Source organism: Nocardioides sp. (genome assembly GCF_044226305.1).
In the GTDB taxonomy this organism is placed as follows: domain Bacteria; phylum Actinomycetota; class Actinomycetes; order Propionibacteriales; family Nocardioidaceae; genus Nocardioides.
The window spans coordinates 181,052-205,995 of the sequence record NZ_JBGAHF010000002.1 but is presented as its reverse complement, the minus strand read 5'-3'; the positions used below and the strand labels follow the sequence as shown (position 1 = coordinate 205,995).

Sequence of the window (24,944 nt, the reverse complement as noted above, 5' to 3'; positions counted from 1 at the left end):
GTCAGAGCAGCGGCCGCAGCGGTCCCAGCACCAGCTCGGTGAACTTGCGGTGCAGGTCGCGCGCCTCCCACTCGCTCTGGGTGAGCTCGAGGCAGTTCGACTCGTCGGTGCGGTAGATCTCCTCGAGGTTGGCCGCGAAGTTCTCGTCGATGACCTCGATGTTGATCTCGTAGTTGCCCTGGAGGCTGAGCCGGTCGACGTTCGCGGTGCCGACCGTCGACCAGGTGCCGTCGATCGTGGAGGTCTTCGCGTGCACCATCGCGTCGCGGTAGCGGAAGATCCGCACCCCGGCCTCGAGCAGCTGCGAGAAGTAGCCGCGCGAGATCCAGTCGGCGACGATGTGGTTCGACTTCAGCGGCACGAGCAGGCGGACGTCGACGCCGCGCATCGCGGCGTCCTTCATCGCGTCGACGAAGTCCTGGTCGGGGCAGAAGTAGGCGTGCGTCATCCAGACGTTGCGCGAGGAGCGGGTGATCGCCTCGATGTACATCGACCGGATGGGGAACATCCACAGCCGCGGCACGTTGCGGTGGAACCGGATCCGCGGCTCCCAGGTCGAGGCGGTCTCGAGCAGCAGCGGCCGCTCCGACGTACCGATCCGGCGGCGCCGGTTCAGGTTCCAGAAGTCCGCGAACGCGCGCTTGAGGTCCCACACCCCGGGCCCGGTGATGCGGACGTGGGTGTCGCGCCACTCGGTGGCGTACGCCGACCCGATGTTGTAGCCGCCGACGAACCCGACCGCGTCGTCGACGACGAGGATCTTGCGGTGGTCGCGGCCGTAGCGGGCCAGGTCGTAGAACTTCCAGCCGGCCGGGTAGACGGGGTAGCGCAGCACCTTCATGGTCGGCGGGAACCGCTTGAAGCGCGGGGAGACCACGAGGTTGGCGAACCCGTCGTAGATCACGTAGACCTCGACGCCGCGGTCGGCGGCCCGGGCGAGCGCGGCCTTGAACCGCTCGCCGACCTCGTCGCCCTTCCAGATGTAGGTCTCGAAGAGGATCTGCCGGTGCGCCTTCTCGATGGCGTCCAGCATCGCGTCGTACAGGTCCTGGCCGAAGGTGTACGTCGTCAGCGTGCCGTCCCCGACGGGGATCGCGTGCGGGCGGGTGACGGGGAACGGCTTCGGCTTCTTGCCGCGGCGCCGGTAGGAGTCGACCAGCGTCATCCCGACGGCCAGCGCGAGCTGGAGCCCGAAGAAGGTGAGGAGCACCCGGCGCAGCCAGCGCAGCAGCCGCTCGGGGACCGACCGCTGGCTGCTCACGGGGCCAATCTACCGATCGCCACAGGTGTCCCAGCCGTCACGGCGGGTTTCGGTGTCGGCGGCTCCGTCTACGCTCGACGACATGCGACCAGTGACCGATCTCGAGCGCCGGGTGGCGCCGTTCCAGGTGGTCTCCGACTACCAGCCGTCCGGCGACCAGCCGGCGGCGATCAAGGAGATCGCGAAGCGGATCGAGGCCGGCGTCCAGGACGTCGTGCTGCTCGGCGCGACCGGCACCGGCAAGACGGCGACCGTGGCGTGGGTGGCGGAGAAGCTGCAGCGGCCGATGCTCGTCATGCAGCCCAACAAGACGCTGGCGGCGCAGTTCGCCAACGAGCTGCGGCAGCTGTTCCCGGACAACGCGATCGAGTACTTCGTCTCCTACTACGACTACTACCAGCCCGAGGCCTACGTCCCGCAGACCGACACCTACATCGAGAAGGACTCCTCCATCAACGAGGAGGTCGAGCGGCTGCGGCACTCGGCCACCAACTCGCTGCTGACCCGGCGCGACGTCATCGTGGTCAGCACCGTGTCCTGCATCTACGGCCTCGGCACCCCCCAGGAGTACGTCGACCGGATGATCCGGCTCAAGGTGGGCGACGAGCACGACCGCGACTCGATCCTGCGCCGGCTCGTGGAGATCCAGTACACGCGCAACGACATGACCTTCACCCGGGGCACCTTCCGGGTCCGCGGCGACACCCTCGAGATCTTCCCGGTCTACGAGGAGCACGCCGTGCGGATCGAGTTCTTCGGCGACGAGATCGAGCGGCTGATGACGCTGCACCCGCTGACCGGCGAGGTCGTCACCGAGGACGAGGAGCTCTACGTCTTCCCCGCGACCCACTACGTCGCCGGTCCCGAGCGGATGGAGCGGGCGATCCGCGGCATCGAGCTCGAGCTGGAGGACCAGCTGGCGACCTTCGAGCGGCAGGGCAAGCTCCTCGAGGCGCAGCGGCTGCGGATGCGCACGACCTACGACATCGAGATGATGCGCCAGGTCGGGTCCTGCTCGGGCATCGAGAACTACTCGATGCACATCGACGGCCGCAGCCGCGGCTCGGCGCCGAACTGCCTGCTCGACTACTTCCCCGAGGACTTCCTCCTCGTCGTCGACGAGTCGCACGTGTCGGTGCCGCAGATCGGCGGCATGTACGAGGGCGACATGTCCCGCAAGCGCAACCTGGTCGACCACGGCTTCCGGCTGCCGAGCGCGATGGACAACCGGCCGCTGCGCTGGGAGGAGTTCCTGGACCGGATCGGCCAGACGATCTACCTCTCGGCCACGCCGGGCAACTACGAGCTCGACAAGGTCGGCGGCGACACCGTCGAGCAGATCATCCGGCCGACCGGCCTGATCGACCCCGAGGTCGTGGTCAAGCCGACCAAGGGCCAGATCGACGACCTGATCCACGAGATCAACACCCGGGTCGAGAAGAACGAGCGGGTCCTGGTCACGACGCTGACCAAGAAGATGTCCGAGGACCTCACCGACTACCTCCTCGACGCGGGGGTCCGCACCCGCTACCTGCACTCCGAGGTCGACACCCTCAAGCGGATCGAGCTGCTGCGCGACCTGCGGCTGGGTCAGTACGACGTGCTCGTCGGCATCAACCTGCTCCGCGAGGGCCTCGACCTCCCGGAGGTGTCGCTGGTCTCGATCCTCGACGCCGACAAGGAGGGCTTCCTGCGCTCGGACAAGTCGCTGATCCAGACGATCGGCCGCGCGGCGCGCAACGTGTCGGGCCAGGTGCACATGTACGCCGACAAGATCACCCCCTCGATGGAGTCGGCGATCGACGAGACCAACCGGCGCCGCGCCAAGCAGGTCGCCTACAACACCGCGCACGGTGTCGACCCGCAGCCGCTGCGCAAGAAGATCGCCGACATCACCGAGATGCTGGCCCGCGAGGAGGAGAGCACCCAGGAGCTCCTCGAGACCTGGCAGCACCAGGACCCCAAGCGCCGCAAGGCGCCGGTCCCGGGGCTCTCCCGGATCGCGGGCGGCGAGTCCGGCCAGCACGCCCAGGACCTCGCCGGGCTGCCGAGCGCCGAGCTCGCCCAGCTCATCCAGGAGCTCACCGACCAGATGAAGGGCGCCGCCGCCGAGCTGCACTTCGAGCTCGCGGCCCGGCTGCGCGACGAGATCAGCGACCTGAAGAAGGAGCTCCGCCAGATGATGCAAGCAGGTGCGAAGTAGTGGCCGAACGCCGTGAGTTCCAGGTGTCCTTCGACGCGAACGACCCCGGGGCGCTGAGCCGCTTCTGGGCCGAGGCGATCGGCTACCCCCTCCAGGCGCCCCCACCGCCCTTCGAGAGCTGGGACCAGGCGCTCGAGGCGTGGGGGGTCCCCGAGGACCACCGCAACGACGCCTCGGCCCTCACCGACCCCGACGGCACCGGGCCGCGGATCTTCTTCCAGAAGGTCCCCGAGGGCAAGACCGCCAAGAACCGCGTGCACCTCGACGTCCGGGCCGCGCCCGGCCTCGAGGGCGAGGAGCGGATGGCGGCGCTGGAGTCGGAGTGCGAGCGGCTGGTCGCCCTGGGGGCGACCCGGGTCCAGCGGTTCGAGCCGGCGCCGCCGATGGCGGCCGGCCACATCGTGATGCAGGACCCCGAGGGCAACGAGTTCTGCCTGGACTGACCCGTCCGCACCGGTTGGCGAGTTGAGTCCGCGTACTCACCCGGAGAGGCGGTCCGGCGCCCTAGCGTCAGGACCATGAGCCGCTATGCCGATCCGGACCGGTGCCCGGACTGCCGGGCACCCCTCCCGGCGCGCCCCGCCCCTCGCACCAGCTGCCCGGCGTGCGGCCTCCCGTTGCAGGGCCCTGCGGCCGCCGAGCTGTTCACCACGCTCCAGCGCGCGGACACCCTGGTCGCCACGCTGCGGGCCGGCTCCGCCACCGCCCCCGCTGCCGCCACCGCTGCCGCCACCGCTGCCGCCACCGCTGCCGCCCCCGCTGTCACCACCGCCCCGGTGACCGTGCCGCCGGTGGCCGCCCCCGACTACCGGGCGACGAGCGCCGCGCCCGCGTCGACGACCGCCCCCGTCGTACCGCCGCTGCCGGCGGCAGCCCCGGCCGGCCCGGGGCACCGCTGGACGGTGCCGGCGGTGCTGCTGAGCCTGGGCGGGCTGTGCCTGGTCGTCGGCGCCCTGGTGTTCCTCGCCGTGACCTGGTCGGTCCTCGGCGTCGGCGGCCGCACCGCGGTGCTCGTCGGGCTGACCGTGGTCGCCGCGACCGGCACCGTGCTGACGGCACGACGCGGGCTGCGCGGCGGTGCGGAGACGTTCGCGGCCGTCGCCTGTCTGTTCCTGGCCCTCGACCTGGCCGGGGCGGCCTCCGCCGGCTGGCTCGGCGACGCGGGGACCGCGACCCTGGTGCTCGCCAGCGCGCTCGTGGTCGTCATCGCCCCGACGCTCGGCAACCTGGTCCTGCGGCGGCTGCCCACCGGGCCGCTGCTCGCACCGCAGCTGGTCGCGATCGCCGCCGAGGTCGTCGCCGCCGGGGCCGCCCTGGTGCGGTTCGACCCGCACCCCACCCTGACCACCTCGGTCGCCGTGGTCGCCGTCGCCGGTCTCGGCGCGGGCGTCCGCCGGACCGGCCAGCAGGCGTTGGCGGTGGGCTCCGTGGTCCTGGCGGTCCTGCTCTGGCTGCTGCTCGTCGTCGCCGGTCTCGGCGGCTCGCTCGAGGCGTGGGCCGAGGACGGCATCGGCGCGGCGACCTGGCGCGACGTCGAGCCGTTCCTCGTCGCGGCCGGGTTCGCGGTCGCCGTGCTGGTGACCTGTCTGCTGCGCCGGACGGCGCCGGTCGTGCAGCAGCTGGCGGTCGTGGCCGCCGGCTGGCTGCTCGCGACGGCCGTCGCGGCGGTGGTCGGCGACAGCACGACCGCGGTCGTCGTGGTGGCCGTCGTCGCGTCCCTCGTCGTGGCGTCCCTCGCGCTGGTGCTCCGGTCGCTGGACGCCGCGGTCGGCGTCGCCGCCCTCGGGCTCGCCGCTGCTGCGGTCCTCGGCGCGTCGAGCGCGCTGGTCGTGCTCGCCGGCGGCCTGCTGGACGAGGTGCTCGACCAGCTGACGGCGGACCCGCACGACCTGCTCGCGCGGGCCGACCTCGCCGACGCCGGCGCGCAGGTGGCGGCACCGTGGACGCTCCCGCTCGCCGCGCTGGCCCTGGTCGCGGCGGTCGTCGTGCTCGTCCCGTCGGTCCGCACCCCGCTGCGCGGGTGGCGGCCGGCCCTCGCGATCGGCCTCCCGGTGCTGGCGGCGACCGTCCTCTGCTACGCACCGTTCCTGCTGCTGGCGGTGGTCTCCTGCGTCGTGCTGGCGGCGCTGCACCTGCTGCCGCAGGTGCGTCCGTGGCCCCGGCAGGCCGACCTGGCGCTCGCGACCGGGTGGGCCGGGCTCGCCGGGCTGCTGTCCCTCTACGACCCGGCTGCGGCGACGGTGGTCGCGCTGCTGGCGACGGCGGTCGTCACCGCCCACGTCGTGCGCACCGGCTCGCTGGCCGGCCAGCTGGCGCTGCCGCCGCTCGTCGCCGCGACGGTCGGGGCGGCCGGCTGGCTGGTGGGTGCGCCCACGGAGTGGGTCGTGGTCGCCCTGGTCGTGCTCGTCGCTGTCGCCACGCTCGTGGTCGGCTCGGACGCCGCCATGCAGCCGGTGGCGCTGGCGACCTGCCTCGTCGCGGTGGTCGTCGGTGTGGACGCGGTCGACCAGGACGGTGCGACCTGGCTGGCGGCGTACCTCACGCTGGTCGCCGCCGGCTCGGCCGCGGTCGGCATCAAGGACCGGTCCCGGGTCGCGGCGTGGGTGTCCGCGCTGCTCGAGGTCGCGGCCGTCTGGGTCCGGCTGGCCTCGACCGGGGTCGAGACCGTCGAGGCCTACACGCTGCCGCTGGCGGCCGTGCTCCTCGCCTTCGGCCTGTGGACCCTGTGGCGCCGACCCGGCGCCGGCACCACCTGGACGCTCGGGCCGGGGCTCGCGCTCGCCCTGGTGCCGTCGCTGGTCCTGGCGGCGGCGGATCCGGTCAGCCTCCGCGCGCTGCTGCTCGCCCTGGCGTGCGGCGCACTCGTCGCTGCCGGTGCCGTCGGGCGGCTGCGGGCGCCCCTCGTGGCCGGGGCGCTCGTCGGCGCCGCGCTCGTGGTCGTCGAGGTGGCGCCGTGCCACGACGCCGTCCCGCGCTGGGTGCTGCTCACCCTCGCCGGGGTCTGCCTCGTGGTGGCCGGCGTGCGCTGGGAGCACCTCGCCGCGCTCGGCCGTCGCGGCTGGGGCCGGCTTCAGGACCTCACCTGAGGGGTCGAGTCCCGATTCAACGGGAGGGGTGGGGCAGATCTAGGATCCCGGGAGTGAAGCCCGCGATCCGCAACGCCTGGACGGTGTGGGCGGTCGGGCTGCTCGTGTACCTGGTGGCGGTCTTCCACCGCTCCTCGCTGGCGGTCGCCGGCCTCGCCGCGGCCGACCGGTTCGACATCACCGCCTCGCAGCTGGCGACGTTCACGATGCTCCAGCTGGCCGTGTACGCCGCCATGCAGGTGCCGGTGGGACTCCTGGTCGACCGCTACGGCTCCCGCACGGTGCTGCTCTGCGGAACGGTGCTGCTCACCGTCGCCCAGGCCGGCTTCGCGCTGGCCGACAGCTACGCCGCCGGGTTGGTCGCCCGGATCTTCGTCGGCGTCGGCGACGCGATGACCTTCATCTGCGTGCTGCGGCTGGTCAGCAGCTGGTTCCCGGCCCGGCGGATCCCGCTGGTCACCCAGCTGACCGGCACCCTCGGCCAGCTCGGCGCCGTGGTCGCCGCCGTCCCGATGACCTGGGCGCTGGGCAACCTCGGCTGGACCCGGGCCTACCTGGTCGCGGCCTCGGTCGGCGTGTTCCTCGCCGTGGCCGTGCTCGTGCTGCTCCACGACAGCCCCACCCACCGCAACCTGCGTGGCCCGTCGCTCTCGCTCGCGGAGGTCCGCCAGAGCCTCTCGGCGTCGTGGGCCCACCCGGGGACCCGCCTCGGCTTCTGGATGCACTTCTCCACCCAGTTCAGCGCGACCGCGCTCAGCCTGCTGTGGGGCTACCCGTTCTTCGTCAAGGGCGAGCACCAGTCCTCGGCGACCGCCGGCCTGCTGCTGACCCTGATGGTGCTCGCGGTGATGGCCTCCGGCCCGGTCCTGGGCTGGCTGGTGGGCCGGCACCCGTGGCACCGCTCGACGATGGTCCTGACGATCGTCTCCGCGATCGTCGTCGTGTGGACCGCCGTCCTGAGCTGGCCGGGGCACGCACCGACCGCGCTGCTCGTCGTGCTCGTCCTCGTCGTCGGCGTCGGCGGGCCGGCGTCGATGATCGGCTTCGACGTCGGTCGCACGTCGAACCCGAAGGAGCGGTTCGCGAGCGCCAGCGGGATCATCAACCAGGGCGGCTTCATCGCCAGCCTGGTGCTGGTGATCTCCATCGGCCTGGTGCTCGACTGGCGCACCCCGGGCTCGGGCACCGGCTACACGCCCTCGGCGTTCCGCTGGGCGATGAGCACCCAGTACCTCATCTGGGCGCTCGGGCTCTCCCAGGTCTACCGCTACCGCCAGCAGGCCCGCCGGGTCATCGACCGCCGCGCGCTCGAAGAAGGCGCGCGAGCAGCGGCGTGAACGCCAAGATCACCAGCAGCCGGAACAGCTGGACCGCCATCACGTAGGTGACGTCCGAGCCGCTGTCGGCCGCGATGGCGAGGACGGCGAACAGCCCGCCCGGCGTCGTCGCCAGGTACGCCGTCAGGCCGTCGACCGGCGTCAGCCAGGCCAGCAGCGCGCCCATGAGGGCGGTCGCGGCCACCATCGCGACGATGATCAGCAGCACCACCGGGAGCATCCGCGCGATCGACGCGAGGCTGGCCCGCGTGAACCGCAGCCCGACCTGGACGCCGATGACGGCGTAGGCCAGCCACTGCAGCGCCGTCGGCACGACCGGCTCGCCCCACCAGCCGGTCGCCGAGAGCGCCACGGCGACCACCAGCGGACCGAGCAGGGTGGCCGTGCTGACGGGGACCAGACGGGCGAGCAGGAGCCCGCCGGCGAGTGCGACCGCGGTGTAGCCCAGGTCGGCCGGGAGGGACGCGCCGCCGGCGTCGAACCGCCCGAGCCCGTGGTCGGGGTGGAAGACGACCCCGGTCACCAGCGGGATGGTGACCAGCACGACGAAGACCCGCAGGTACTGCACGACCGTGACCACCCGGTCGTCCGCGCCGAGGTCCCGGGCGACGGCCACGACCCCCGAGGCGCCCCCGGCGATCATCGCGAACGCCCCGGTCACCCGGCTCACGTCGCTGCGGACGGCCAGCACCCGGCCGGCGAGCAGGCTGATCGCGATGGTGCCGACCGTGACGGCCAGGATCGGGAGCAGGGCAGGTCCCATCGCGCCGAGGTCGGACAGGCTGACCAGTGAGCCGATCGTGATCCCGATCAGGCCCTGGCCGCCGCGGAACACCCAGGCCGGCAGCGCGAGGACGCGCGGCGACGTGAGCGCGTGCGCCATCCCGCCGAGCAGCGCACCGAACAGCACCGCCGACGGCACGTGGAGGAGCGTCAGGGCCAGGGACAGCGCGACGGTGACGCCGAGGACGAGCAGCGCGGCCCGCCAGGGCCCGCGCTCGCGTCCGGTCATCGCGACCTACGCTACGGGCCATGACGAACATCGATCTCGGCAGGCCCGTCCAGGGCGATGTGGTGGACCTGATCCTCGACGACCACCGGCGGTTCGAGGCGCTGCTGCGCGACCTGCGCGACAGCAGCCAGGACCGGGACGCGGTCCGCCGGGCGTTCGCCACCCTGCATGTCGCGCACGCCGAGGCCGAGGAGCGGCACGTCTACCCCAAGCTCGAGCGCAAGAACGCGGTCGACGACCACGAGGCCGAGCACGGGATCGAGGAGCACGCCGAGGGCAACGAGGCGCTGCTCGCCGTCCTCGAGCTCAAGGGCACCGACACGCAGGCCTTCGAGGACGCGGTCGAGGAGCTGGCCCGGGTGGTCAACCACCACCTCACCGAGGAGGAGCTGACGATCCTCAACCCGGCTCGTGAGGGCGTCGGCCCGCAGGTGCGTGCCGAGCTGGGTGCGCTGTTCGCCCAGGAGCGCAACGCGCAGGTCGACGCCGACTGCGGACGGATCGAGAACGTCCGCCGGATCGTCGAGAGCGCCCGCGAGCGGGGCCTGCTCGACGACGAGGGCGACGACGAGGGCGACGACGAGGGCGACGACGAGAACTGAGGGGGACCGGACGTGGACGTCGAGCGGATGCAGGAGTACTGCCTGGCCAAGCCCGGCGCCTGGGCGGACAACCCCTGGGACCACGACCACCCGGTGGTCAAGGTCGGCGAGGGGGAGCGGGGCAAGATCTTCGCGTTCCTCGGTGCCGGCGGCGTCGGGGTCAAGAGCGGGCCGACCCGTGAGGTCGCCGACGAGTGGCTGCACCGGTTCCCGGGCGACGCGACGGTGATGCGTTACATCGGCCGGTCCGGCTGGAACGACCTGGCGTTCGGGGGAGCGATCCCCGACGAGGACCTGCTCGAGGCCGTCGACGAGTCCTACCGGCTCGTGGTCGAGAAGCTGCCGAAGAAGGTCCGTCCGCCCGGCTGGGAGGGCTGAGCGGCTGCGGGGCTCAGGCCTCCGGGCGCCGGCCCAGGACCGTGAGCCCGACCAGGCGCGCGACGACGAGCGCCACGTAGAAGACCCCGGCCACCGCCTCGACCATGAGGAAGGACCGCGCGTGCTCGCCGACCGGGACGATGTCGGAGAGTCCGACACTGGTGAGCGTGGAGAAGGACAGGAAGAGCAGCTCGAACCAGGGCCGGTCGCCGGCGCCGCCGGTGCCGACGAACGAGCCCGGCCAGATCACCTGCGTGGCGGCGTACACGTAGGCGAACCCCCAGGCGACCACCGTGAACGCGGCACCGGTCGCGAACAGCTCGTCCCGGGTGACCCGCTCGTCGTGGAAGAGGTAGCGGATCATCGCGTAGGACACGTAGAAGTAGAAGGGCGCGTGCAGCAGCGCGGAGACCAGCACGACGGTGTCCTGGTCCGGCTGGAAGGCCTCGAGGATCGTGAACAGCATCGCCGGGACGCCGAGCAGGACGGCGAACCAGGTGAGTGCCGGCGTGCGGCGCACCGCCGCCAGGGCCGCCACGACCACGCAGAGCTGGACCACGCCGAGGACCGACCGGCCCCAGACCGAGTCGCCGAGGAACGGGTAGGCGAGCACGGTGAACAGCTGGACGACCAGCAGCACCCCCGAGGGGTGGGTCCGCGCGGTCTCGACCGACCCGCGCAGGCTCACCACGGTGGCCAACCGGGGCGCCGTTGCTCCTTGTCGCGCTTGCGCTCGAGCCGGCGGACCTCGGTGTCGACGATCTCGGCGTGGGACGCCGCGGTGCGCACCAGGTTGAGGAGGGTGATCGCAATGACGAAGCCGGGCCAGAAGAAGTAGGGGTCGAACCCGTCGCCGCCCCAGCAGGTCGCGAACCAGATGGCCGTCGTGATCAGGCTGGCGCCCAGGAACGAGAAGGCCGCCTCCCGGCGCTTGAACCGGAAGTGCCGCTCGGCGATCACCTCGAGGTCGGTGCGCGAGGCGCGCCGCAGGTCCAGGTCCCCGCTCACCCGGGCCGCGACCAGGTCGGAGAGCAGCGGGTTGACGTCGCCGAGCACCCGCACCGAGCCCACCCGGGCGCTGCGGTCGTCGTACTCGTCCCGGTCGAGCCGGCCGTCGGCGTACGCCTCGCCCAGCACCTGGAGCACGATCGCGCGGTCCTGGTCGGAGGCCCGGATGCCCGTGTAGCGACGGTCCCGTGGGTCGTGCGTGAACGACGACCAGACCTCCTGCTCCACGCCGCTCATCGTAGGAGCCCCGGTCCAGCCCACGTGGCCGACCCACGTTTCGGCCGCGTCACCCCAGGGGAGGACCGTCGTTGACCTGGGCGGGAGACACGGAGCGGGCAGGCGCGTTGCCCGGAACGAGAACACGTTCTACTCTGTGCGGGCTGTCTAGACAGGTTCCGGGAGGTGTGGGGATGGCGTTCTCTGCCGCGTCGGTGATCCGGGGACCGGGCGAGATCGCCGTGATGGTCGTCGAGGTCACCAAGCGGATCTTCACGCGCCCCTTCCAGTTCCGGGAGTTCGTGGAGCAGGCCTGGTTCATCACCAGCGTCACGCTGATGCCGACCATCTTGGTCTCGATCCCGTTCGGTGCGGTCATCTCGCTGCAGGTCGGCAACCTGACCGGCCAGCTCGGCGCCCAGTCCTTCGCCGGGGCGACCGCGGTCCTCGCAGTGGTCCGGGAGGCCGCGCCGATCGCGGCGGCCCTCATCATCGCCGGCGCCGCCGGGTCGGCGATCTGCTCCGACATGGGCGCCCGCAAGATCCGCGAGGAGATCGACGCGATGGAGGTGCTCGGCGTCGACCCGCTCGAGCGGCTGATCGCCCCCCGCGTGGTCGCCACGATGTTCGTCGCGCTGATGATCAACGGCATCGTCATCGGAGCCGGCATCGGCGGCGGCTACTTCTTCACCGTCATCGTGCAGGGCGGCTCCGCGGGCGCGTTCCTCTCCTCCTTCACGGCGCTGGCCAGCCTCCCCGACCTCTACATCTCGATGGTCAAGGCGGTCGTCTTCGGGTGGCTCGCCGCGATCGTCGGCGCCTACAAGGGCCTCAACGCCGGAGGCGGCCCGAGCGGCGTCGGGCGGGCGGTCAACGAGTCGGTGATCGTCGCCTTCATGCTGCTGTTCTTCCTCAACGCGGTGATCACGGCCATCTACTTCCAGGTCGTCCCACCCCCGGGGCTGTGAGGCGGCCGATGTCCCAGCTCTCCTCGCAGTTCCTCGGTCTCGGCGGCTCCTTCGTCCGGGGCCGCCGCGACTCCCTCGAGGCGTACGGCGACCAGCTGTTCTTCTACGTGAAGGCGCTGTCCTGGACGCCCCGGGCGGTCAAGCGCTACCCGCGCGAGATCGTCAACACCCTGGCCGAGGTCACCTTCGGCGCCGGCGGGTTGAGCATGATCGCGGGCACCGTGGGCGTGATCGCGTTCCTCGCGTTCTTCGCGGGCACCGAGGTCGGCATCCAGGGCTACGCGTCCCTGAGCCAGATCGGCGTCGCCAAGTTCAGCGCCTTCATCTCCGCCTACTTCAACACCCGCGAGGTCGCGCCGCTGGTCTCCTCGATCGCGCTGGCCGCGACGGTCGGGTGCGGCTACACCGCCCGCCTGGGCGCGATGCGGATCTCCGAGGAGATCGACGCGCTCGAGGTGATGGGCATCCCGTCGCTCCCGTTCCTGGTCACCACCCGGATGGTGGCGGCGTTCATCGCGGTGATCCCGCTCTACATCGTGGCGCTGTGCGCGTCGTACCTCTCGCCGCGGCTGATCACGACGCTGATCTACGGCCAGTCGCCCGGGACCTACGACCACTACTTCCTGGCGTTCCTGCCGCCGATCGACATGCTGTGGTCGTTCTTCAAGCTGCTGTTCCTGGCGACCGCGGTCATCCTCATCCACTGCTACTACGGCTACACCGCCTCCGGCGGCCCCGCCGGCGTGGGGATGGCGGTCGGCCGGGCGATCCGCACGAGCATCGTGACGATCGTCGTCGCCGACTTCTTCCTCAGCTTCGCGATCTGGGGCTCCACGACCACGGTGCGGATCACGGGGTAGGGCGCTCGGATGCTGGTGAACATCTACCACGACAGCCCCCGGGAGCACCGGCGGCTGGTGGTCGCGGGCGTGGTCTTCCTGACCGCGATCGCGCTGCTCATCACGCTCTCGATCGCGATCTACGACAAGGCGTTCGCCCATGTCACGACCGTCACGATCCAGGCCGACCGGGCCGGCCTGCAGCTGGCGAAGTTCGGCGACGTGCGCGTCCACGGCGCCCTCGTCGGCCAGGTGCGCAGCGTCACCGAGGTCGACAACCACGCCGAGATCACCGTCGCGCTCGACCCCGACGAGGCCGAGCGGATCCCCGACAACGTGTCGGTGCAGATCCTCCCCACGACCCTCTTCGGCCAGAAGTTCGTCTCGTTCGTGCTGCCGGAGGACCCGTCCGGCACCCCGCTCGCCGACGGGGACGTGATCCCGGCCAGCCGGGTCGAGACCAACGTCGAGCTGAGCCGCATCCTCGCGCGGCTCTTCCCGCTGCTGCGCTCGGTGCGGCCGGCCGACCTGAACGCGACGCTGAACGCCCTCGCCACGGCGCTGGGCGGCCGGGGCGAGCAGCTCGGCGAGACCATGGACGAGCTCGACCACTACCTGGGCCGGATCTCCGACCACCTGCCCACGCTGCGCACCGACCTGATCAAGCTCGCCGACGTCGCCGACACCTACGACCTCGCGGCCCCCGACCTGCTCGGTGTGCTGCGCAACGTGACGACGACCGGGCGCACGATCATCGACCACCGCGAGCAGCTCGGCACCTTCTTCGCCGACCTCGGCGGCCTCGCGGACACCTCCACCCGGGTGCTCCGTGACAACGAGGCCAACCTGATCCGCGTCGGCCAGGTGACCGCGCCGGTGCTGCGGCTGCTCGCCGTCTACTCGCCCGAGCTGCCCTGCCTGATCGAGGGCGCCGCGCGCTACGCGCCCCGGCTGGCCCGCACCTTCGAGGGCAACCAGGTCAAGCAGTACATCGAGTTCGGCACCCCGCAGTACCACGCGTACGACAAGAGCGACCAGCCCGTGTACGGCGAGGTCGGGCACGGACCCTGGTGCCTGGGTCTCCCGAACCCGCAGGTGCCGTCCCCGCCGATCGCGCTCGAGCAGGGCAGCGACATCGACGAGCACCCGCCGACCTCGCCGGCCCCGACCTTCCTCCAGGGGCTCAACCGGCCGGGCACCGACTACTCCGGCACCGCGGGTGAGCAGCAGGTCGTCAACGCGCTCCTGGCGGAGCGGACCGGGCTGTCCGCCGACACCTTCGGCTCGCTCGGCTCGCTGATGTTCGGCCCGCTCCTGCGCGAGGGGGTGCCGGCCCGATGAGTAGGAACTCGACGACGATCAAGGCCGGGATCAAGCTGGCGGTCTTCACGGTCGTCTCCGTGCTGGTCACCGGCCTGCTCGCCGCGATCATGGGCAACATCGGGTTCGGCAGCGGTACGACGTACCAGGCCGTCTTCACGACCGCCTCGATGCTCGAGAAGGGTGACGACGTCCGGGTCGCCGGCGTGAGCGTGGGCGAGGTCAAGAGCGTCGAGCACTACCACCGCACCGGCGCGCTGGTGACCTTCCGCGTGAAGTCCGACGTGCCCCTGACGACGGCGTCGCAGGCGCAGATCCGGTTCCTCAACCTCGTGGGTGACCGCTACCTCGCCCTGGAGGAGGGCGCGGACCGCGACGCGGAGCCACTGGAGCCCGGGGGCACGATCCCGGTCAGCCAGACCCGGCCGGCGCTCGACCTCACGACGCTCTTCAACGGCTTCCAGCCGCTCTTCCAGGCACTCAACCCCCAGCAGGTCAACGACCTGAGCATGAACCTGGTCCAGGTGCTGCAGGGCGAGGGCGGCACCGTGCAGAGCCTGCTGGCCGAGACGGCGTCGCTGACCAACACCCTCGCCGACCGCGACGAGCTGATCGGCCGCGTCGTCGACAACCTCTCCCAGACGCTGACGACCGTCGACAGCCGGCACCAGCAGCTCAACGACCTGGTCATCGGGCTGAAGAACTGGATGGCCGACCTGGCCCGCGACCGGCACGTGCTCGGCTCCTCGCTCAGCAACATCTCCGACCTCACCGTCGTCGTCGCCGACCTGCTGCGGCAGGGCCGACCGCTGGTGAAGTCCGACGTGGCCAAGCTGCGGCAGCTCGCGGCGCTGCTCAACGAGAAGAAGAACAGCGCGAACCTCGTCGACCTCCTCGACCGGCTGCCGGAGTCGATGACCGACCAGACCCGGACCGGCACCTACGGGTCCTGGTACAGCTACTACATCTGCGGGTTCAGCGGCCGGATCACCCTGCCGGCCGGCCTCGGCGCGCTGCCCGGGGTCCGCCAGCTCATGCAGCAGCTCAACCACCTCGACTTCCACTCGACCGCGCCGCGCTGCAACGGGGCGAGTGCGCCATGACCGACTCCCGCAAGTACAGCGACGCCCGGGTCCTCCGCCTGGGTGCGATCACGATCGTCGTGATGCTGCTGGTGATGGCGGCCGCCTTCAACCTGTCCCAGTTCCCCGGCTTCAAGGGTGGCACGTTCCGCGCCGAGTTCAGCGACGCCAGCGGCCTGCACCGCGGCGACATGGTCCAGGTCGGCGGCATCCGGGTCGGCCGGGTGCAGGACGTCGGTCTCGAGGCCGACGGTGGTGGCGACGACAAGGTCGTGGTCACCTTCGAGGTCGACAACGGCGTCGAGTTCGGCACCCAGAGCCGCGCCTCGATCGAGGTGCTCAACCTGCTCGGCGAGAAGTACCTCAACCTCCAGCCCGCGGGGGACGGGCAGCTCGGCGAGGACGACGTGATCCCGCTGGACCGCACCGAGTCGGCGTACGACATCGTCGGTGTGTTCAGCGACCTGACGCAGACCACCGAGCGGATCGACACCGACCAGCTGAGCAAGGCCCTCGACGTCGTCGCCGACACCACCAACCAGGCGGCCCCCGAGATCGAGGCGAGCTTCCGCGGCATCGCGCGGCTCTCGCAGTCGGTGGCCTCCCGTGACCAGCAGATCCAGGCGCTGCTGAAGAGCGCCCAGGGCGTCAGCACCGTGCTGGCCCAGCGCGGGGAGGACCTCGTCGACCTGATGAAGCACAGCGACCTCGTGCTCCAGGAGGTCGCGCGCCGCAAGGAGGCGATCCACCTGCTGCTGGTGAACGCCCGCGACCTCGCCGACCAGCTGCGTGGCGTCGCCGAGGACAACCAGGCCCAGATGGCGCCGGCACTGGCGGAGGTGCACGACCTGCTCGCCCTGCTCAACAGCAAGGACAAGGAGCTCAAGGCCACCCTCCACGCGCTCGGACCCTACGTCTCCATCCTCGGCAACATCATCGGCACCGGGCCCTGGTTCGACGCCTACGCCTCCAACCTGCTGGCGATCCCGACCGGAGAGTTCCAGCCGGGCTTCACGGACGGGGGCCAGTGATGGCGCCGGTCACGAGGGGAGCGATGGACGCCCTCACCCGCGTCAGCGGGCGCGTGGTCGCCGCCGTGCTCGCCGTGGTGCTGGCGGTGACGGCGTACGTCGTCCTGCTCCGCGACGACACCGAGACGAAGACCCTCACCGCGCACTTCCCGCGCGCGGTGAGCGTCTACCAGGGCAGCGACGTCCGGATCCTCGGGGTGAACGTCGGCCGGGTCACCGCTGTGACGCCCGAGGGCAACTCGGTGCGCGTCGACATGGAGTACGACGCGCAGTACCGCGTGCCCGACGGCGCGAAGGCCGTCATCGTGACGCCGACGCTCGTCGCCGACCGCTACGTCCAGCTCACCCCGGCGTACCACTCCGGGGACGAGCTGATGGCCGACGGCGCGGACATCCCGCTGCCCGACACCGGCGTCCCCGTCGAGCTGGACCGGATCTACGCCAGCCTGCGCGACCTCTCCGAGGCGCTCGGTCCCAACGGGGTCAACAAGGACGGCACGCTCGACCACGTGCTCGCCGCCGGCGCCCACGCCCTCGACGGCAAGGGCGCGCTCGGCAACCAGATGCTCACCCGGCTCGCGCAGGCGGCGCAGACGTTCGGCGACGGCTCCGGCCCGCTGTTCGACACCGTCAGCCAGCTCGCCCGGTTCACGACCACGCTGGCCGAGAACGACCGGTTCGTCCGCGCCTTCCTGCGCGACCTCGCGGGCGTCTCGGGCCAGCTCGCCGACGAGCGCACCGAGATCCGCGCCGCGCTGGCCTCGGTGGCGCAGGCGGTCGGGACCGTCAAGACCTTCGTCCACGACAACCGGCAGGCCCTGGTCGACGACGTCGAGCAGCTCACGCGGGTGGTGAAGACGATCGGCTCCGAGAAGGACAGCATCGACACCGCGCTCCGGGTCGCGCCGACGGCGATCGGCAACCTCGCGCTGGCGTTCAACAACCGCACGGGCACGATCGGCTCCCGGATCGGCATCAGCGGCAACGTCTGGGACGCCGACGGCTTCCTCTGCGCCGTGGTGCAGCAGGCCGGCCTGCCCCAGGCCAGCGCCGACCTCGCCTGCAAGCTGTTCAAGCAGCTGCTCGAGCCGGTCGCGGGACAGGTGCCGACGATCCCGCCGGGTGCCTCCGGCCGGCCGGGCACCTCCGGCACCACGGGCACGCCCGGCCTCAATCGGGTCCAGCAGTACGCCGCCTCGGGGGCCGGGTCGCTCGGCGCGCTGATGGGAGGGACGCCGTGAGACGCCGCCTCCTCGCCGCCGTGGTCCTGCTGACCGGGCTCGCCGTCACCTCGTCCGGGTGCCAGTTCGACGGCGCCTACGACCTGCCGCTGCCCGGGTCGCCGGTCGACGCCGACCACTCCTACGACGTCACCGCGGAGTTCGCCGACATCCTCAACGTGGTGCCGCGGTCGCCGGTGATGGTCGACGACGTCACCGTCGGCGAGGTGACCGAGGTCGAGCGGGTCGGCTGGCACGCCCAGGTCACCCTGCGGATCCGCGACGACGTCGACCTGCCCGACAACGCCGTCGCCGAGATCCGGCAGGCCAGCCTGCTCGGCGAGAAGTACGTCGCGCTGGAGCCGCCCTCCTCCGGCGCGCACGGCACGCTCTCGGACGGCGACGAGATCCCGCTGGCCGACACCGGCCGCAACCCGGAGGTCGAGGAGGTGCTCGGCGCGCTGTCGTTCCTGCTCAGCGGCGGGGGCGTCGGCCAGCTCGGCACGATCACCCACGAGCTCAACGCCGTGATGGACGGCCGGACCGACCGGCTTCGACACCTGCTCGGCTCGCTGCAGGACGTGGTCGGCACCATCGACGCGCAGAAGGAGGACATCGTGCACGCGATGGACTCCATCGACCACCTCACCTCGACGCTGAACGCCGAGAAGAAGACGATCACCGACGCCCTCGACGTGACCGGCCCCGCGGTGGAGGTGCTGGCCGCCCAGCACGACCAGCTGATCGCGATGCTGCGGTCGCTGGACCGGCTGGGCGTGGTCGGCACCCGGGTCATCGGGCAGAGCAAGGACGACATCCTCGCCTCGCTCGACCACCTCCAGCCGCTGCTGGCCCGGCTGCACCAGGCCGGCGACAAGCTCGCGCCCGGGCTCAACCTCCTGGTGAGCTTCCCGTTCCCCAAGGAGGCCTCGGAGATCGTCAAGGGCGACTACGCGAACACCTCGATCCGCGCCGACATCAACCTCGAGAACATCATCCCCGGCCAGCCGGGCGGCGGCATCCCGCCGGTGGTCGACCCCGGGCACGTCCTGACCCTGGTCGAGAAGTGCCTGCGCAGCGGCGACCTGCAGAGCAAGGCGTGCCAGAAGGTGCTCGCCTCCGCCGACCTGGTCAAGCAGCTGAAGAAGCAGTGCCGCAAGAAGAAGTACGACGGCAACCCGGTGTGCACCATCGTCGAGGCGCTCCCGGGCAGCGGCGGCGGTGGTCTCGGCGGCCTCGGCGGGATCCTGGGCGGTCTGGGCGGCGGCCTCGGTGACGCCCTGGGCGGCGGCGGACTCGGCCGCGCCCTGACCGACGGCGCCCCCACACCCGCGCCGAGCGCGGCGGCCCTGTTCGGGGGCTCGTCGTGAGCCGCGGGGTGAAGGTCCGCATCATGGCGTTCGTCGTGCTGAGCGCCGTCGGCATCGTCTACATCGCCGGCAGCTACCTCGGGCTGGTCGACCGGGTGCTCGGCCGTGGCATCACCGTCCACGCCACGCTCCCGCAGTCCGGCGGCCTCTTCGAGGGCAGCGAGGTCACCTACCGCGGGGTCAAGGTCGGTCAGGTCAAGGCGATGACCGCGACCCGCGAGGGCGTGACGCTCGACCTGGCCCTCGAGGACGGCACCGAGCTGCCGCTGGACTCGCCGATGTACGTGCACAACCTCTCGGCGGTCGGTGAGCAGTACCTCGACTTCGAGCCGCCCGACGACCAGGGCCCCTACGCCGAGGCCGGCGACACATTCCACGGCTCGGCCGACTCGCTGCCGGTCGACGAGGGCGACCTGCTCGTCGAGCTCGACAAGTTCGTCGGCTCGGTCGACAAGGACAACCTGCAGACCGTGGTGCGTGAGCTCGGCACGATGTTCGACGACACCGGACGCCCCCTCCAGCACCTGCTCGACAGCGGCAGCACGTTCGTCCGCACCGCCTCGGCCCACACCGACGACACGATCCGGCTCCTCGACCGCGGCGAGCGGGTGCTGTCGACCCAGCAGGGGGAGGGCGACAACATCCGCACCCTCGCCCGCGAGCTGCACCGCCTCACCGACGCGCTCGCCGCCGGCGACGACGACCTCGCGCAGGTCCTCGACGACACGCCCGGGGCGGCCCGCGAGGTCGACGCCCTGCTGAAGGACCTCGAGCCGACCCTGCCGGTGCTGCTCGGCAACGCCGTGAGCGTGAACCAGGTGGTCGTCTCCAACCTCGCCGGGGTCGAGCAGCTGCTGGTGACCTACCCCCGCGTGATCGCCTCCGGCTTCACCGGCACCCCGGGCGACGGCTACGGCCACGTCAACCTCCAGACCGACTCGACGCCGCCGTGCACCGCGGGCTACAAGCCGCCCGACCGGTGGCGGCCCCCGAGCGACCTGACCGACGCCCCGATCTACCCGGCGCAGTGCGAGAGCGGTCCGCCGTACGTGATGCGTGGGCCGAAGCACTCGCCGCAGGACACCCGGAACGGCTCGCCGGGGGCGGTCTACCGGTCGTCGTACGACCCGGTGACGGGAATCGTGTCGGGAGCCGCCGACGGACGCGGCCACACCGTACGATTCGTCGATCAGGGGGACCTGTCGATCCTGGGAGGGGACGCGTGGAAGTGGCTGCTGGTGGGACCGGTGACCAGCCGGTGACCCCCGGCTCCCGCAAGCGTCTCGACATCGGGCTCTACGCGCTGGCGCTGGTGCTCGCCTGCGCCTGCGTCTTCGGTGGCGTGCTGGTGTGGCAGCAGCACAGCGACGACCAGCAGGCCCAGGCCGAGCAGGAGCGCTACGGCGACGTGCTCGCAGCCGCGCGTGCCGAGGTCGAGGCTTTCATCAACATCGACTACCGCGACGCGCAGGCCAGCATCGACGCCGTCGCCGGTGGGGCCACCGGTGACTTCCAGAAGCAGTACGACAGCTCCACCGCGGGCGTCGTGAAGCTGCTCGAGCGCGAGAAGTCCGTCATGGACGGCAAGGTCCTCTGGGCCGGCGTCGTCGACATCGACGGCGACAGCGCGACCGTGCTGGCCGCGACGACCGGCACGGTCTCCAACGTCTCGACGAAGAACGAGAAGGTCGCCCGCTACTTCCGGCTCAAGCTCGACCTCACCAAGGTCGGCGACGAGTGGAAGACCAACAACCTGGAGTTCGTGGGCTGATGGCCGAGAGCTCCCGCCCCCGCCGCGTCGTCGGGTCCCGCAACCCGACCGGCCGGCCGCGCAAGGTCGCCGGTCAGAGCCGGTCGGCCGACGACACCGTCGCGACCACCCCGGAGGAGCCGGCCCAGCCGGACATGCCGTCGGACCCGCCGGAAGAGCCCGGTCCGCAGGAGCCGGTCGCGGAGGAGCCCACTGGGGCTGGGCCGGTCGCCGAGGAGCCCGCCGCGGACGAGCCGGTCCCCGGCCGGCTACCCCGCCGCCGTACGACGGTGGCGCTGGTGGTCGCCGTGGTCGTGCTGGCCCTGGTCGGCCTGGCCGAGCTCTGGTACCTCAACCGCGACGACAGCCCCACGCCGTCCGCGGCCCGGCCCGTGGTCGTCGGCGACGCGACCCGCGGCGAGGCCGTCGAGACCGCGGCGCGCTCCACCGAGGCGATCCTGTCCACGAGCTACGAGGACTACGACGACCAGGTGGCGCAGGCGACCGACAAGATGACCGCGACCTTCGCGAAGGAGTACCAGCAGACCGCCGACAGCATCCGCGACCAGTTCGTGGCCCAGAAGACCAAGCTCCAGGTCAAGGCGGTCGGGCAGAGCGTCGTCCAGGCCTCGCCGGAGCAGGTGCAGGCGCTGCTCTTCCTCAACCAGTACGTCGAGAAAGTGGTCGACGGGCGGCCGAAGACCGACTACGCGCAGTACCGGGCCCTGGTCACCGTGGTCCACACCGACCAGGGCTGGCTCGTGTCGGACATCGACACGAAGTGAGCAGTGTGCGAAACTAGAACACGTTCCAGTCGCGGTCGTTGAGACCGGCCGGCAGAAGGAGAAGGATCGCGGCGTGGCCGACCACCAGACCCACGAGACCGATCTCCTCGTCATCGGCGCCGGGCCCACCGGACTCTTCGCCACCTACTACGCGGGCTTCCGCGGGCTGCGGGTCGCGATCGTCGACTCGCTGCCCGAGCTCGGCGGCCAGATCACCGCGATGTACCCGGAGAAGATGATCCTCGACGTCGCCGGGTTCCCGAGCGTCAAGGGCCGCGACCTCGTCGAGGGGCTGGTCGCGCAGGCGGCCACCGCCGACCCGGCGTACTTCCTCGACCGCACCGCGATGACGCTGCAGGAGGACGACGACGGCGTCACCGTGGGCCTCGACGACGGCACCGACATCCGCACGAAGGCGGTGCTGGTCACGGCCGGCATCGGCAAGTTCAGCCCGCGCCCGCTGCCCGCGGGCGAGGGCTGGCTGGGCCGCGGCCTGGAGTTCTTCGTGCCCAGCTTCGCGCCGTACGCCGGCAAGGACGTCGTCATCGTCGGCGGCGGCGACTCCGCGTTCGACTGGGCGCTGCACCTGGAGCCGGTGGCGAAGTCGGTCACGCTGGTGCACCGCCGCGACGCCTTCCGCGCCCACGAGCGCACCGTCCAGGCGGTCAAGGCGACCTCGGTCGACATCGTCACCCGCGCCCAGGTGTCCGCGATCCACGGCAACGGCACCGTCGAGTCGGTCGACATCACCGTCGACGGCGAGGTCACCACCCGGCCCGCGCAGGCGGTCGTCGCCGCGCTCGGCTTCGTCGCCGACCTCGGCCCGCTGCAGAAGTGGGGGATCGAGGTCGAGAAGCGGCACATCGTCGTGGACTCCTCGATGCGCACGAACCTGCCGCGGGTCTTCGCGGCAGGCGACGTGACCGAGTACCCCGGCAAGGTCCGGCTCATCGCCGTCGGCTTCGGCGAGGCCGCCACCGCCGTCAACAACGCTGCCGTGGTGGTCGACCCGACCGCCCACGTGTTCCCCGGTCACTCCAGCGAAGGCAGCTGAGCAGGGCACGACCGAGAAGCCCCACCAGGAAGTTGAGGTAGCCCCCATGAAGATCAAGGTCGACTTCGACCTGTGCGAGTCCAACGCGCTGTGCGAGGCCATCGCGCCCGACGTGTTCGAGCTCGACGACGACGACTTCCTCCAGCTCAAGACGGAGGAGACGACGCCGGAGAACATCGACGCGGTCAAGCGGGCCGTCGCCGCCTGCCCCCGGACCGCGCTGTCCCTGGAGGACTGACCGTGGGTGAGGTCTCCCTGGACGGCAAGGTCGCCGTCGTCACCGGCGCCGGCGCCGGGCTCGGCCGGGCCGAGGCGCTGGCGCTCGCCGGCGCCGGGGCGCGGGTGGTGCTCAACGACCTGCCCGGCGGCGCCGACGCCACCGCCGAGGAGATCCGCGCGCGGGGCGGCCAGGCCGTCGTCGTACCCGGGGACGTGGGGGAGCGGGCCACCGCCGACGCCCTCGTCGCGGCCGCGGTCGACGACCTCGGCGGGCTCGACGTCGTCGTCAACAACGCGGGCGTGACGCGCGACCGGATGCTCTTCAACATGTCCGACGAGGAGTGGGACCAGGTCGTGCGCATCCACCTGCGCGGGCACTTCCTGCTCTCGCGCAACGCGGCCGCCCACTGGCGGGCGAAGGCGAAGGAGTCCGGGCCGGTCGGCGCCGCGGTGGTCAACACCGCCTCCGAGGCCTTCCTCTCCGGCCCGCCCGGACAGGCCAACTACGCCGCCGCCAAGGCCGGCATCGCCGCGCTCACCGTCTCGACCGCCCGGGCCCTCGCCTCCAGCGGCGTCCGCGCGAACGCGATCTGCCCGCGCGCGCGGACCGCGATGACCGCCCAGGTCTTCGGCGAGGACGCGTCGGGGCTCGAGGTCGACCCCTACTCGCCCGACCACGTGGCACCGGTCGTCGCCTACCTCGCCTCGCCGGCCGCCGCCGCGATCACCGGCCAGGTCTTCGTCGTGTACGGCGGCATGGTGGCCCTCGTCGCGGCGCCCACGCTCGAGCAGCGCTTCGACAAATCCGGGACCCTCTGGACCCCCGACGACCTCGACAAGCAGCTCGGCGGCTACTTCGAGGACCGCGACCCCTCCGTCGGCTTCGCCGCCGACTCGATCATGAAGCTGACGGTGTGAGCATGAGACTGCAGGGGAAGGTCGCCATCGTCACCGGCGGCGCGATGGGCCAGGGTGCGGCGATCGTCCGCGCGTTCGTCGCCGAGGGTGCCCGGGTGGTGGTCGCGGACGTCGCGAAGGAGCAGGGCCAGGCGCTCGCCGACGAGCTGGGCGAGTCGGCGCACTTCGCGGCGCACGACGTCTCCGACGCGGCGTCGTGGGAGGCGCTCGTCGAGGACACCAACGCGCGGTTCGGCCCGGTCGACGTGCTCGCCAACAACGCCGGCATCCTGCGGTTCGGCGACATCGAGCGGATGCCGCAGGAGGAGGTCGAGCTGCTGTTCCGGGTCAACCAGCTCGGGTGTTTCCTCGGCATGCAGGCGGTGGCCCGCACGATGCGCAAGAACGGCGGCGGGTCGATCATCAACGCCTCGTCGGTCGAGGGCCTGGCGGGCATGCCCGGCTGCGCGGCGTACGCCGCCACGAAGTGGGCGATCCGCGGGATGACCAAGTGCGGGGCGATGGAGCTCGGGCCCAAGGGCATCCGGGTCAACTCGATCCACCCCGGGATGATCGACACCCCGATGACCCGGGTGCACGGCGGCGACGCCGCGATGGAGTACGGCGCCTCGAAGGTGCCGCTGCGCCGGGTCGGCCACCCCGAGGACATCGCGCCGCTCTACGTCTACCTCGCCAGCGACGAGTCGGCGTACGTCAACGGCGCCGAGATCTCGATCGACGGCGGCGTCACCGCGACGCACGCCTTCGGCGGCTGAGCGGGGCGGGGGAGTCGTGGCCAACCAGCGCGCGCAGATCGTCATGAGCGACGAGGAGGTCGCCGAGTTCCTCGAGCAGCAGCGCTCCTCGACGCTCGCGACCTACGGGCCGCAGGGCCAGATCCACCTGGTCGGCATGTGGTACGCCGTGCTCGACGGCGCGATCTGGTTCGAGACGAAGAAGAAGGCGCAGAAGACCCAGAACCTGCGGCGCGACCCGCGCGCCAGCTTCCTCGTCGAGGCCGGCCACACCTACGACCAGCTGCGCGGCGTCGCGATCGAGGGGACCGCCGAGGTCGTCGAGGACGAGGCGGTCGTCTGGGACGTCTGCGTCAACATCTTCGAGCGCTACAACGGCCCCTACTCGGAGGAGATGAAGCCGTTCGTCGAGTTCATGGCCCACAACCGCGCCGCCCTCCGGCTCGACCCGGTCCGCACCCGGTCGTGGGACCACCGCAAGCTCGGGCTGCCCGTCATGGAGCTCGGCGGCTCCACCGCCCCGTTCGTCTGATCCGGGCCCGCGCCCGCCG

At 71.7% G+C, this 24,944-nt stretch carries 25 protein-coding genes; 21 read left to right on the top strand and 4 right to left on the bottom strand.

The genetic code is table 11. The annotated features are described in order from the left end of the window. Position 1: 1 nt before the first annotated feature. Entirely contained in the window at positions 2–1,261 is a 1,260-nt protein-coding gene (locus ACILQ5_RS03075) for a phosphatidylserine/phosphatidylglycerophosphate/cardiolipin synthase family protein (protein ID WP_395656503.1), read from the bottom strand. A gap of 82 nt (positions 1,262–1,343) precedes the next feature. Here ACILQ5_RS03075 and uvrB point away from each other — a divergent pair, with 82 nt between their 5' ends. The 4 genes from uvrB to ACILQ5_RS03055 all read left to right on the top strand — a co-directional run bounded on the left by uvrB (position 1,344) and on the right by ACILQ5_RS03055 (position 7,887). Beyond that, positions 1,344–3,464: an excinuclease ABC subunit UvrB gene (gene uvrB / locus ACILQ5_RS03070; protein ID WP_395656502.1), complete on the top strand. Its 2,121-nt coding sequence runs from the start codon at positions 1,344–1,346 to the stop codon at positions 3,462–3,464. After that, positions 3,464–3,907, top strand: coding sequence for a VOC family protein (locus ACILQ5_RS03065; RefSeq protein ID WP_395656501.1), 444 nt, complete (start codon positions 3,464–3,466; stop codon positions 3,905–3,907). The genes uvrB and ACILQ5_RS03065 overlap by 1 nt, the downstream gene beginning before the upstream one ends. A 75-nt stretch (positions 3,908–3,982) precedes the next feature. Beyond that, on the top strand, positions 3,983–6,550 hold the full coding sequence (locus ACILQ5_RS03060) for an SCO7613 C-terminal domain-containing membrane protein (RefSeq protein ID WP_395656500.1): 2,568 nt from the start codon (positions 3,983–3,985) through the stop codon (positions 6,548–6,550). A gap of 53 nt (positions 6,551–6,603) precedes the next feature. Beyond that, positions 6,604–7,887 (top strand): nitrate/nitrite transporter, encoded by a 1,284-nt coding sequence (locus ACILQ5_RS03055; RefSeq protein ID WP_395656499.1) that lies wholly within the window; start codon positions 6,604–6,606, stop codon positions 7,885–7,887. Here ACILQ5_RS03055 and ACILQ5_RS03050 read toward each other — a convergent pair. Next, on the bottom strand, positions 7,841–8,899 hold the full coding sequence (locus ACILQ5_RS03050; protein WP_395656498.1) for an AbrB family transcriptional regulator: 1,059 nt from the start codon (positions 8,897–8,899) through the stop codon (positions 7,841–7,843). The two genes, ACILQ5_RS03055 and ACILQ5_RS03050, sit on opposite strands and share 47 nt — an antisense overlap. A gap of 20 nt (positions 8,900–8,919) precedes the next feature. On the opposite strand from ACILQ5_RS03050, the gene ACILQ5_RS03045 reads away from it, so the two are divergent. Beyond that, positions 8,920–9,501: a hemerythrin domain-containing protein gene (locus tag ACILQ5_RS03045; RefSeq protein ID WP_395656497.1), complete on the top strand. Its 582-nt coding sequence runs from the start codon at positions 8,920–8,922 to the stop codon at positions 9,499–9,501. 12 nt (positions 9,502–9,513) lie between these two features. Continuing rightward, complete coding sequence (locus ACILQ5_RS03040) at positions 9,514–9,879, top strand: MmcQ/YjbR family DNA-binding protein (RefSeq protein ID WP_395656496.1); 366 nt, start codon at positions 9,514–9,516, stop codon at positions 9,877–9,879. Positions 9,880–9,892: 13 nt separating this feature from the next. Here ACILQ5_RS03040 and ACILQ5_RS03035 read toward each other — a convergent pair whose 3' ends face one another. Continuing rightward, complete coding sequence (locus tag ACILQ5_RS03035; protein ID WP_395656684.1) at positions 9,893–10,570, bottom strand: ion channel; 678 nt, start codon at positions 10,568–10,570, stop codon at positions 9,893–9,895. Further along, on the bottom strand, positions 10,564–11,115 hold the full coding sequence (locus tag ACILQ5_RS03030; RefSeq protein WP_395656495.1) for a DUF1707 domain-containing protein: 552 nt from the start codon (positions 11,113–11,115) through the stop codon (positions 10,564–10,566). Before ACILQ5_RS03030 ends, ACILQ5_RS03035 begins: the two co-directional genes overlap by 7 nt. Positions 11,116–11,297: 182 nt before the next feature. On the opposite strand from ACILQ5_RS03030, the gene ACILQ5_RS03025 reads away from it, so the two are divergent. The 15 genes from ACILQ5_RS03025 (at position 11,298) to ACILQ5_RS02955 (ending at position 24,925) form a co-directional block, all read left to right on the top strand. Continuing rightward, entirely contained in the window at positions 11,298–12,071 is a 774-nt protein-coding gene (locus tag ACILQ5_RS03025; protein WP_395656494.1) for an MlaE family ABC transporter permease, read from the top strand. 8 nt (positions 12,072–12,079) lie between these two features. Next, the gene (locus tag ACILQ5_RS03020) at positions 12,080–12,931 is read left to right on the top strand and encodes an MlaE family ABC transporter permease (protein ID WP_395656493.1); all 852 of its coding nucleotides are present in this window, start codon (positions 12,080–12,082) and stop codon (positions 12,929–12,931) included. 9 nt (positions 12,932–12,940) lie between these two features. Continuing rightward, entirely contained in the window at positions 12,941–14,251 is a 1,311-nt protein-coding gene (locus tag ACILQ5_RS03015; protein ID WP_395656492.1) for an MCE family protein, read from the top strand. Then, on the top strand, positions 14,248–15,333 hold the full coding sequence (locus ACILQ5_RS03010) for an MCE family protein (RefSeq protein WP_395656491.1): 1,086 nt from the start codon (positions 14,248–14,250) through the stop codon (positions 15,331–15,333). Before ACILQ5_RS03015 ends, ACILQ5_RS03010 begins: the two co-directional genes overlap by 4 nt. Continuing rightward, positions 15,330–16,343 (top strand): MCE family protein, encoded by a 1,014-nt coding sequence (locus ACILQ5_RS03005; protein WP_395656490.1) that lies wholly within the window; start codon positions 15,330–15,332, stop codon positions 16,341–16,343. The genes ACILQ5_RS03010 and ACILQ5_RS03005 overlap by 4 nt, the downstream gene beginning before the upstream one ends. 23 nt (positions 16,344–16,366) lie before the next feature. After that, positions 16,367–17,584: an MCE family protein gene (locus tag ACILQ5_RS03000; protein ID WP_395656489.1), complete on the top strand. Its 1,218-nt coding sequence runs from the start codon at positions 16,367–16,369 to the stop codon at positions 17,582–17,584. Then, entirely contained in the window at positions 17,581–18,933 is a 1,353-nt protein-coding gene (locus ACILQ5_RS02995) for an MCE family protein (protein WP_395656488.1), read from the top strand. Before ACILQ5_RS03000 ends, ACILQ5_RS02995 begins: the two co-directional genes overlap by 4 nt. Next, positions 18,930–20,195, top strand: a complete 1,266-nt coding sequence (locus tag ACILQ5_RS02990; RefSeq protein WP_395656487.1) for an MCE family protein — start codon at positions 18,930–18,932, stop codon at positions 20,193–20,195. The genes ACILQ5_RS02995 and ACILQ5_RS02990 overlap by 4 nt, the downstream gene beginning before the upstream one ends. Then, complete coding sequence (locus ACILQ5_RS02985; protein WP_395656486.1) at positions 20,156–20,704, top strand: hypothetical protein; 549 nt, start codon at positions 20,156–20,158, stop codon at positions 20,702–20,704. Before ACILQ5_RS02990 ends, ACILQ5_RS02985 begins: the two co-directional genes overlap by 40 nt. Further along, entirely contained in the window at positions 20,704–21,468 is a 765-nt protein-coding gene (locus ACILQ5_RS02980; RefSeq protein WP_395656485.1) for a hypothetical protein, read from the top strand. Before ACILQ5_RS02985 ends, ACILQ5_RS02980 begins: the two co-directional genes overlap by 1 nt. Positions 21,469–21,541: 73 nt before the next feature. Next, positions 21,542–22,522, top strand: a complete 981-nt coding sequence (locus ACILQ5_RS02975; RefSeq protein ID WP_395656484.1) for an NAD(P)/FAD-dependent oxidoreductase — start codon at positions 21,542–21,544, stop codon at positions 22,520–22,522. Positions 22,523–22,568: 46 nt separating this feature from the next. Then, positions 22,569–22,760 carry a ferredoxin gene (locus ACILQ5_RS02970; RefSeq protein ID WP_395656483.1) on the top strand — a complete coding sequence of 64 codons (192 nt, stop codon included), beginning with the start codon at positions 22,569–22,571 and terminating at the stop codon, positions 22,758–22,760. A gap of 2 nt (positions 22,761–22,762) precedes the next feature. After that, entirely contained in the window at positions 22,763–23,659 is an 897-nt protein-coding gene (locus ACILQ5_RS02965; protein WP_395656482.1) for a 3-oxoacyl-ACP reductase, read from the top strand. A gap of 2 nt (positions 23,660–23,661) precedes the next feature. Continuing rightward, positions 23,662–24,414 (top strand): glucose 1-dehydrogenase, encoded by a 753-nt coding sequence (locus ACILQ5_RS02960; RefSeq protein WP_395656481.1) that lies wholly within the window; start codon positions 23,662–23,664, stop codon positions 24,412–24,414. Between the two features lie 16 nt (positions 24,415–24,430). Further along, positions 24,431–24,925 (top strand): pyridoxamine 5'-phosphate oxidase family protein, encoded by a 495-nt coding sequence (locus ACILQ5_RS02955; protein ID WP_395656480.1) that lies wholly within the window; start codon positions 24,431–24,433, stop codon positions 24,923–24,925. Positions 24,926–24,944 lie beyond the last annotated feature (19 nt).

Bases quoted from the DNA above. Each gene is read 5' to 3' on its own strand.
- uvrB (WP_395656502.1), top strand. From the start codon at position 1,344: ATGCGACCAGTGACCGATCTCGAGCGCCGGGTGGCGCCGTTCCAGGTG.
- ACILQ5_RS03060 (WP_395656500.1), top strand. From the start codon at position 3,983: ATGAGCCGCTATGCCGATCCGGACCGGTGCCCGGACTGCCGGGCACCC.
- ACILQ5_RS03050 (WP_395656498.1), bottom strand. From the start codon at position 8,899: ATGACCGGACGCGAGCGCGGGCCCTGGCGGGCCGCGCTGCTCGTCCTC.
- ACILQ5_RS03045 (WP_395656497.1), top strand. From the start codon at position 8,920: ATGACGAACATCGATCTCGGCAGGCCCGTCCAGGGCGATGTGGTGGAC.
- ACILQ5_RS03025 (WP_395656494.1), top strand. From the start codon at position 11,298: ATGGCGTTCTCTGCCGCGTCGGTGATCCGGGGACCGGGCGAGATCGCC.
- ACILQ5_RS03020 (WP_395656493.1), top strand. From the start codon at position 12,080: ATGTCCCAGCTCTCCTCGCAGTTCCTCGGTCTCGGCGGCTCCTTCGTC.
- ACILQ5_RS03015 (WP_395656492.1), top strand. From the start codon at position 12,941: ATGCTGGTGAACATCTACCACGACAGCCCCCGGGAGCACCGGCGGCTG.
- ACILQ5_RS03010 (WP_395656491.1), top strand. From the start codon at position 14,248: ATGAGTAGGAACTCGACGACGATCAAGGCCGGGATCAAGCTGGCGGTC.
- ACILQ5_RS03005 (WP_395656490.1), top strand. From the start codon at position 15,330: ATGACCGACTCCCGCAAGTACAGCGACGCCCGGGTCCTCCGCCTGGGT.
- ACILQ5_RS03000 (WP_395656489.1), top strand. From the start codon at position 16,367: ATGGACGCCCTCACCCGCGTCAGCGGGCGCGTGGTCGCCGCCGTGCTC.
- ACILQ5_RS02980 (WP_395656485.1), top strand. From the start codon at position 20,704: ATGGCCGAGAGCTCCCGCCCCCGCCGCGTCGTCGGGTCCCGCAACCCG.
- ACILQ5_RS02970 (WP_395656483.1), top strand. From the start codon at position 22,569: ATGAAGATCAAGGTCGACTTCGACCTGTGCGAGTCCAACGCGCTGTGC.
- ACILQ5_RS02960 (WP_395656481.1), top strand. From the start codon at position 23,662: ATGAGACTGCAGGGGAAGGTCGCCATCGTCACCGGCGGCGCGATGGGC.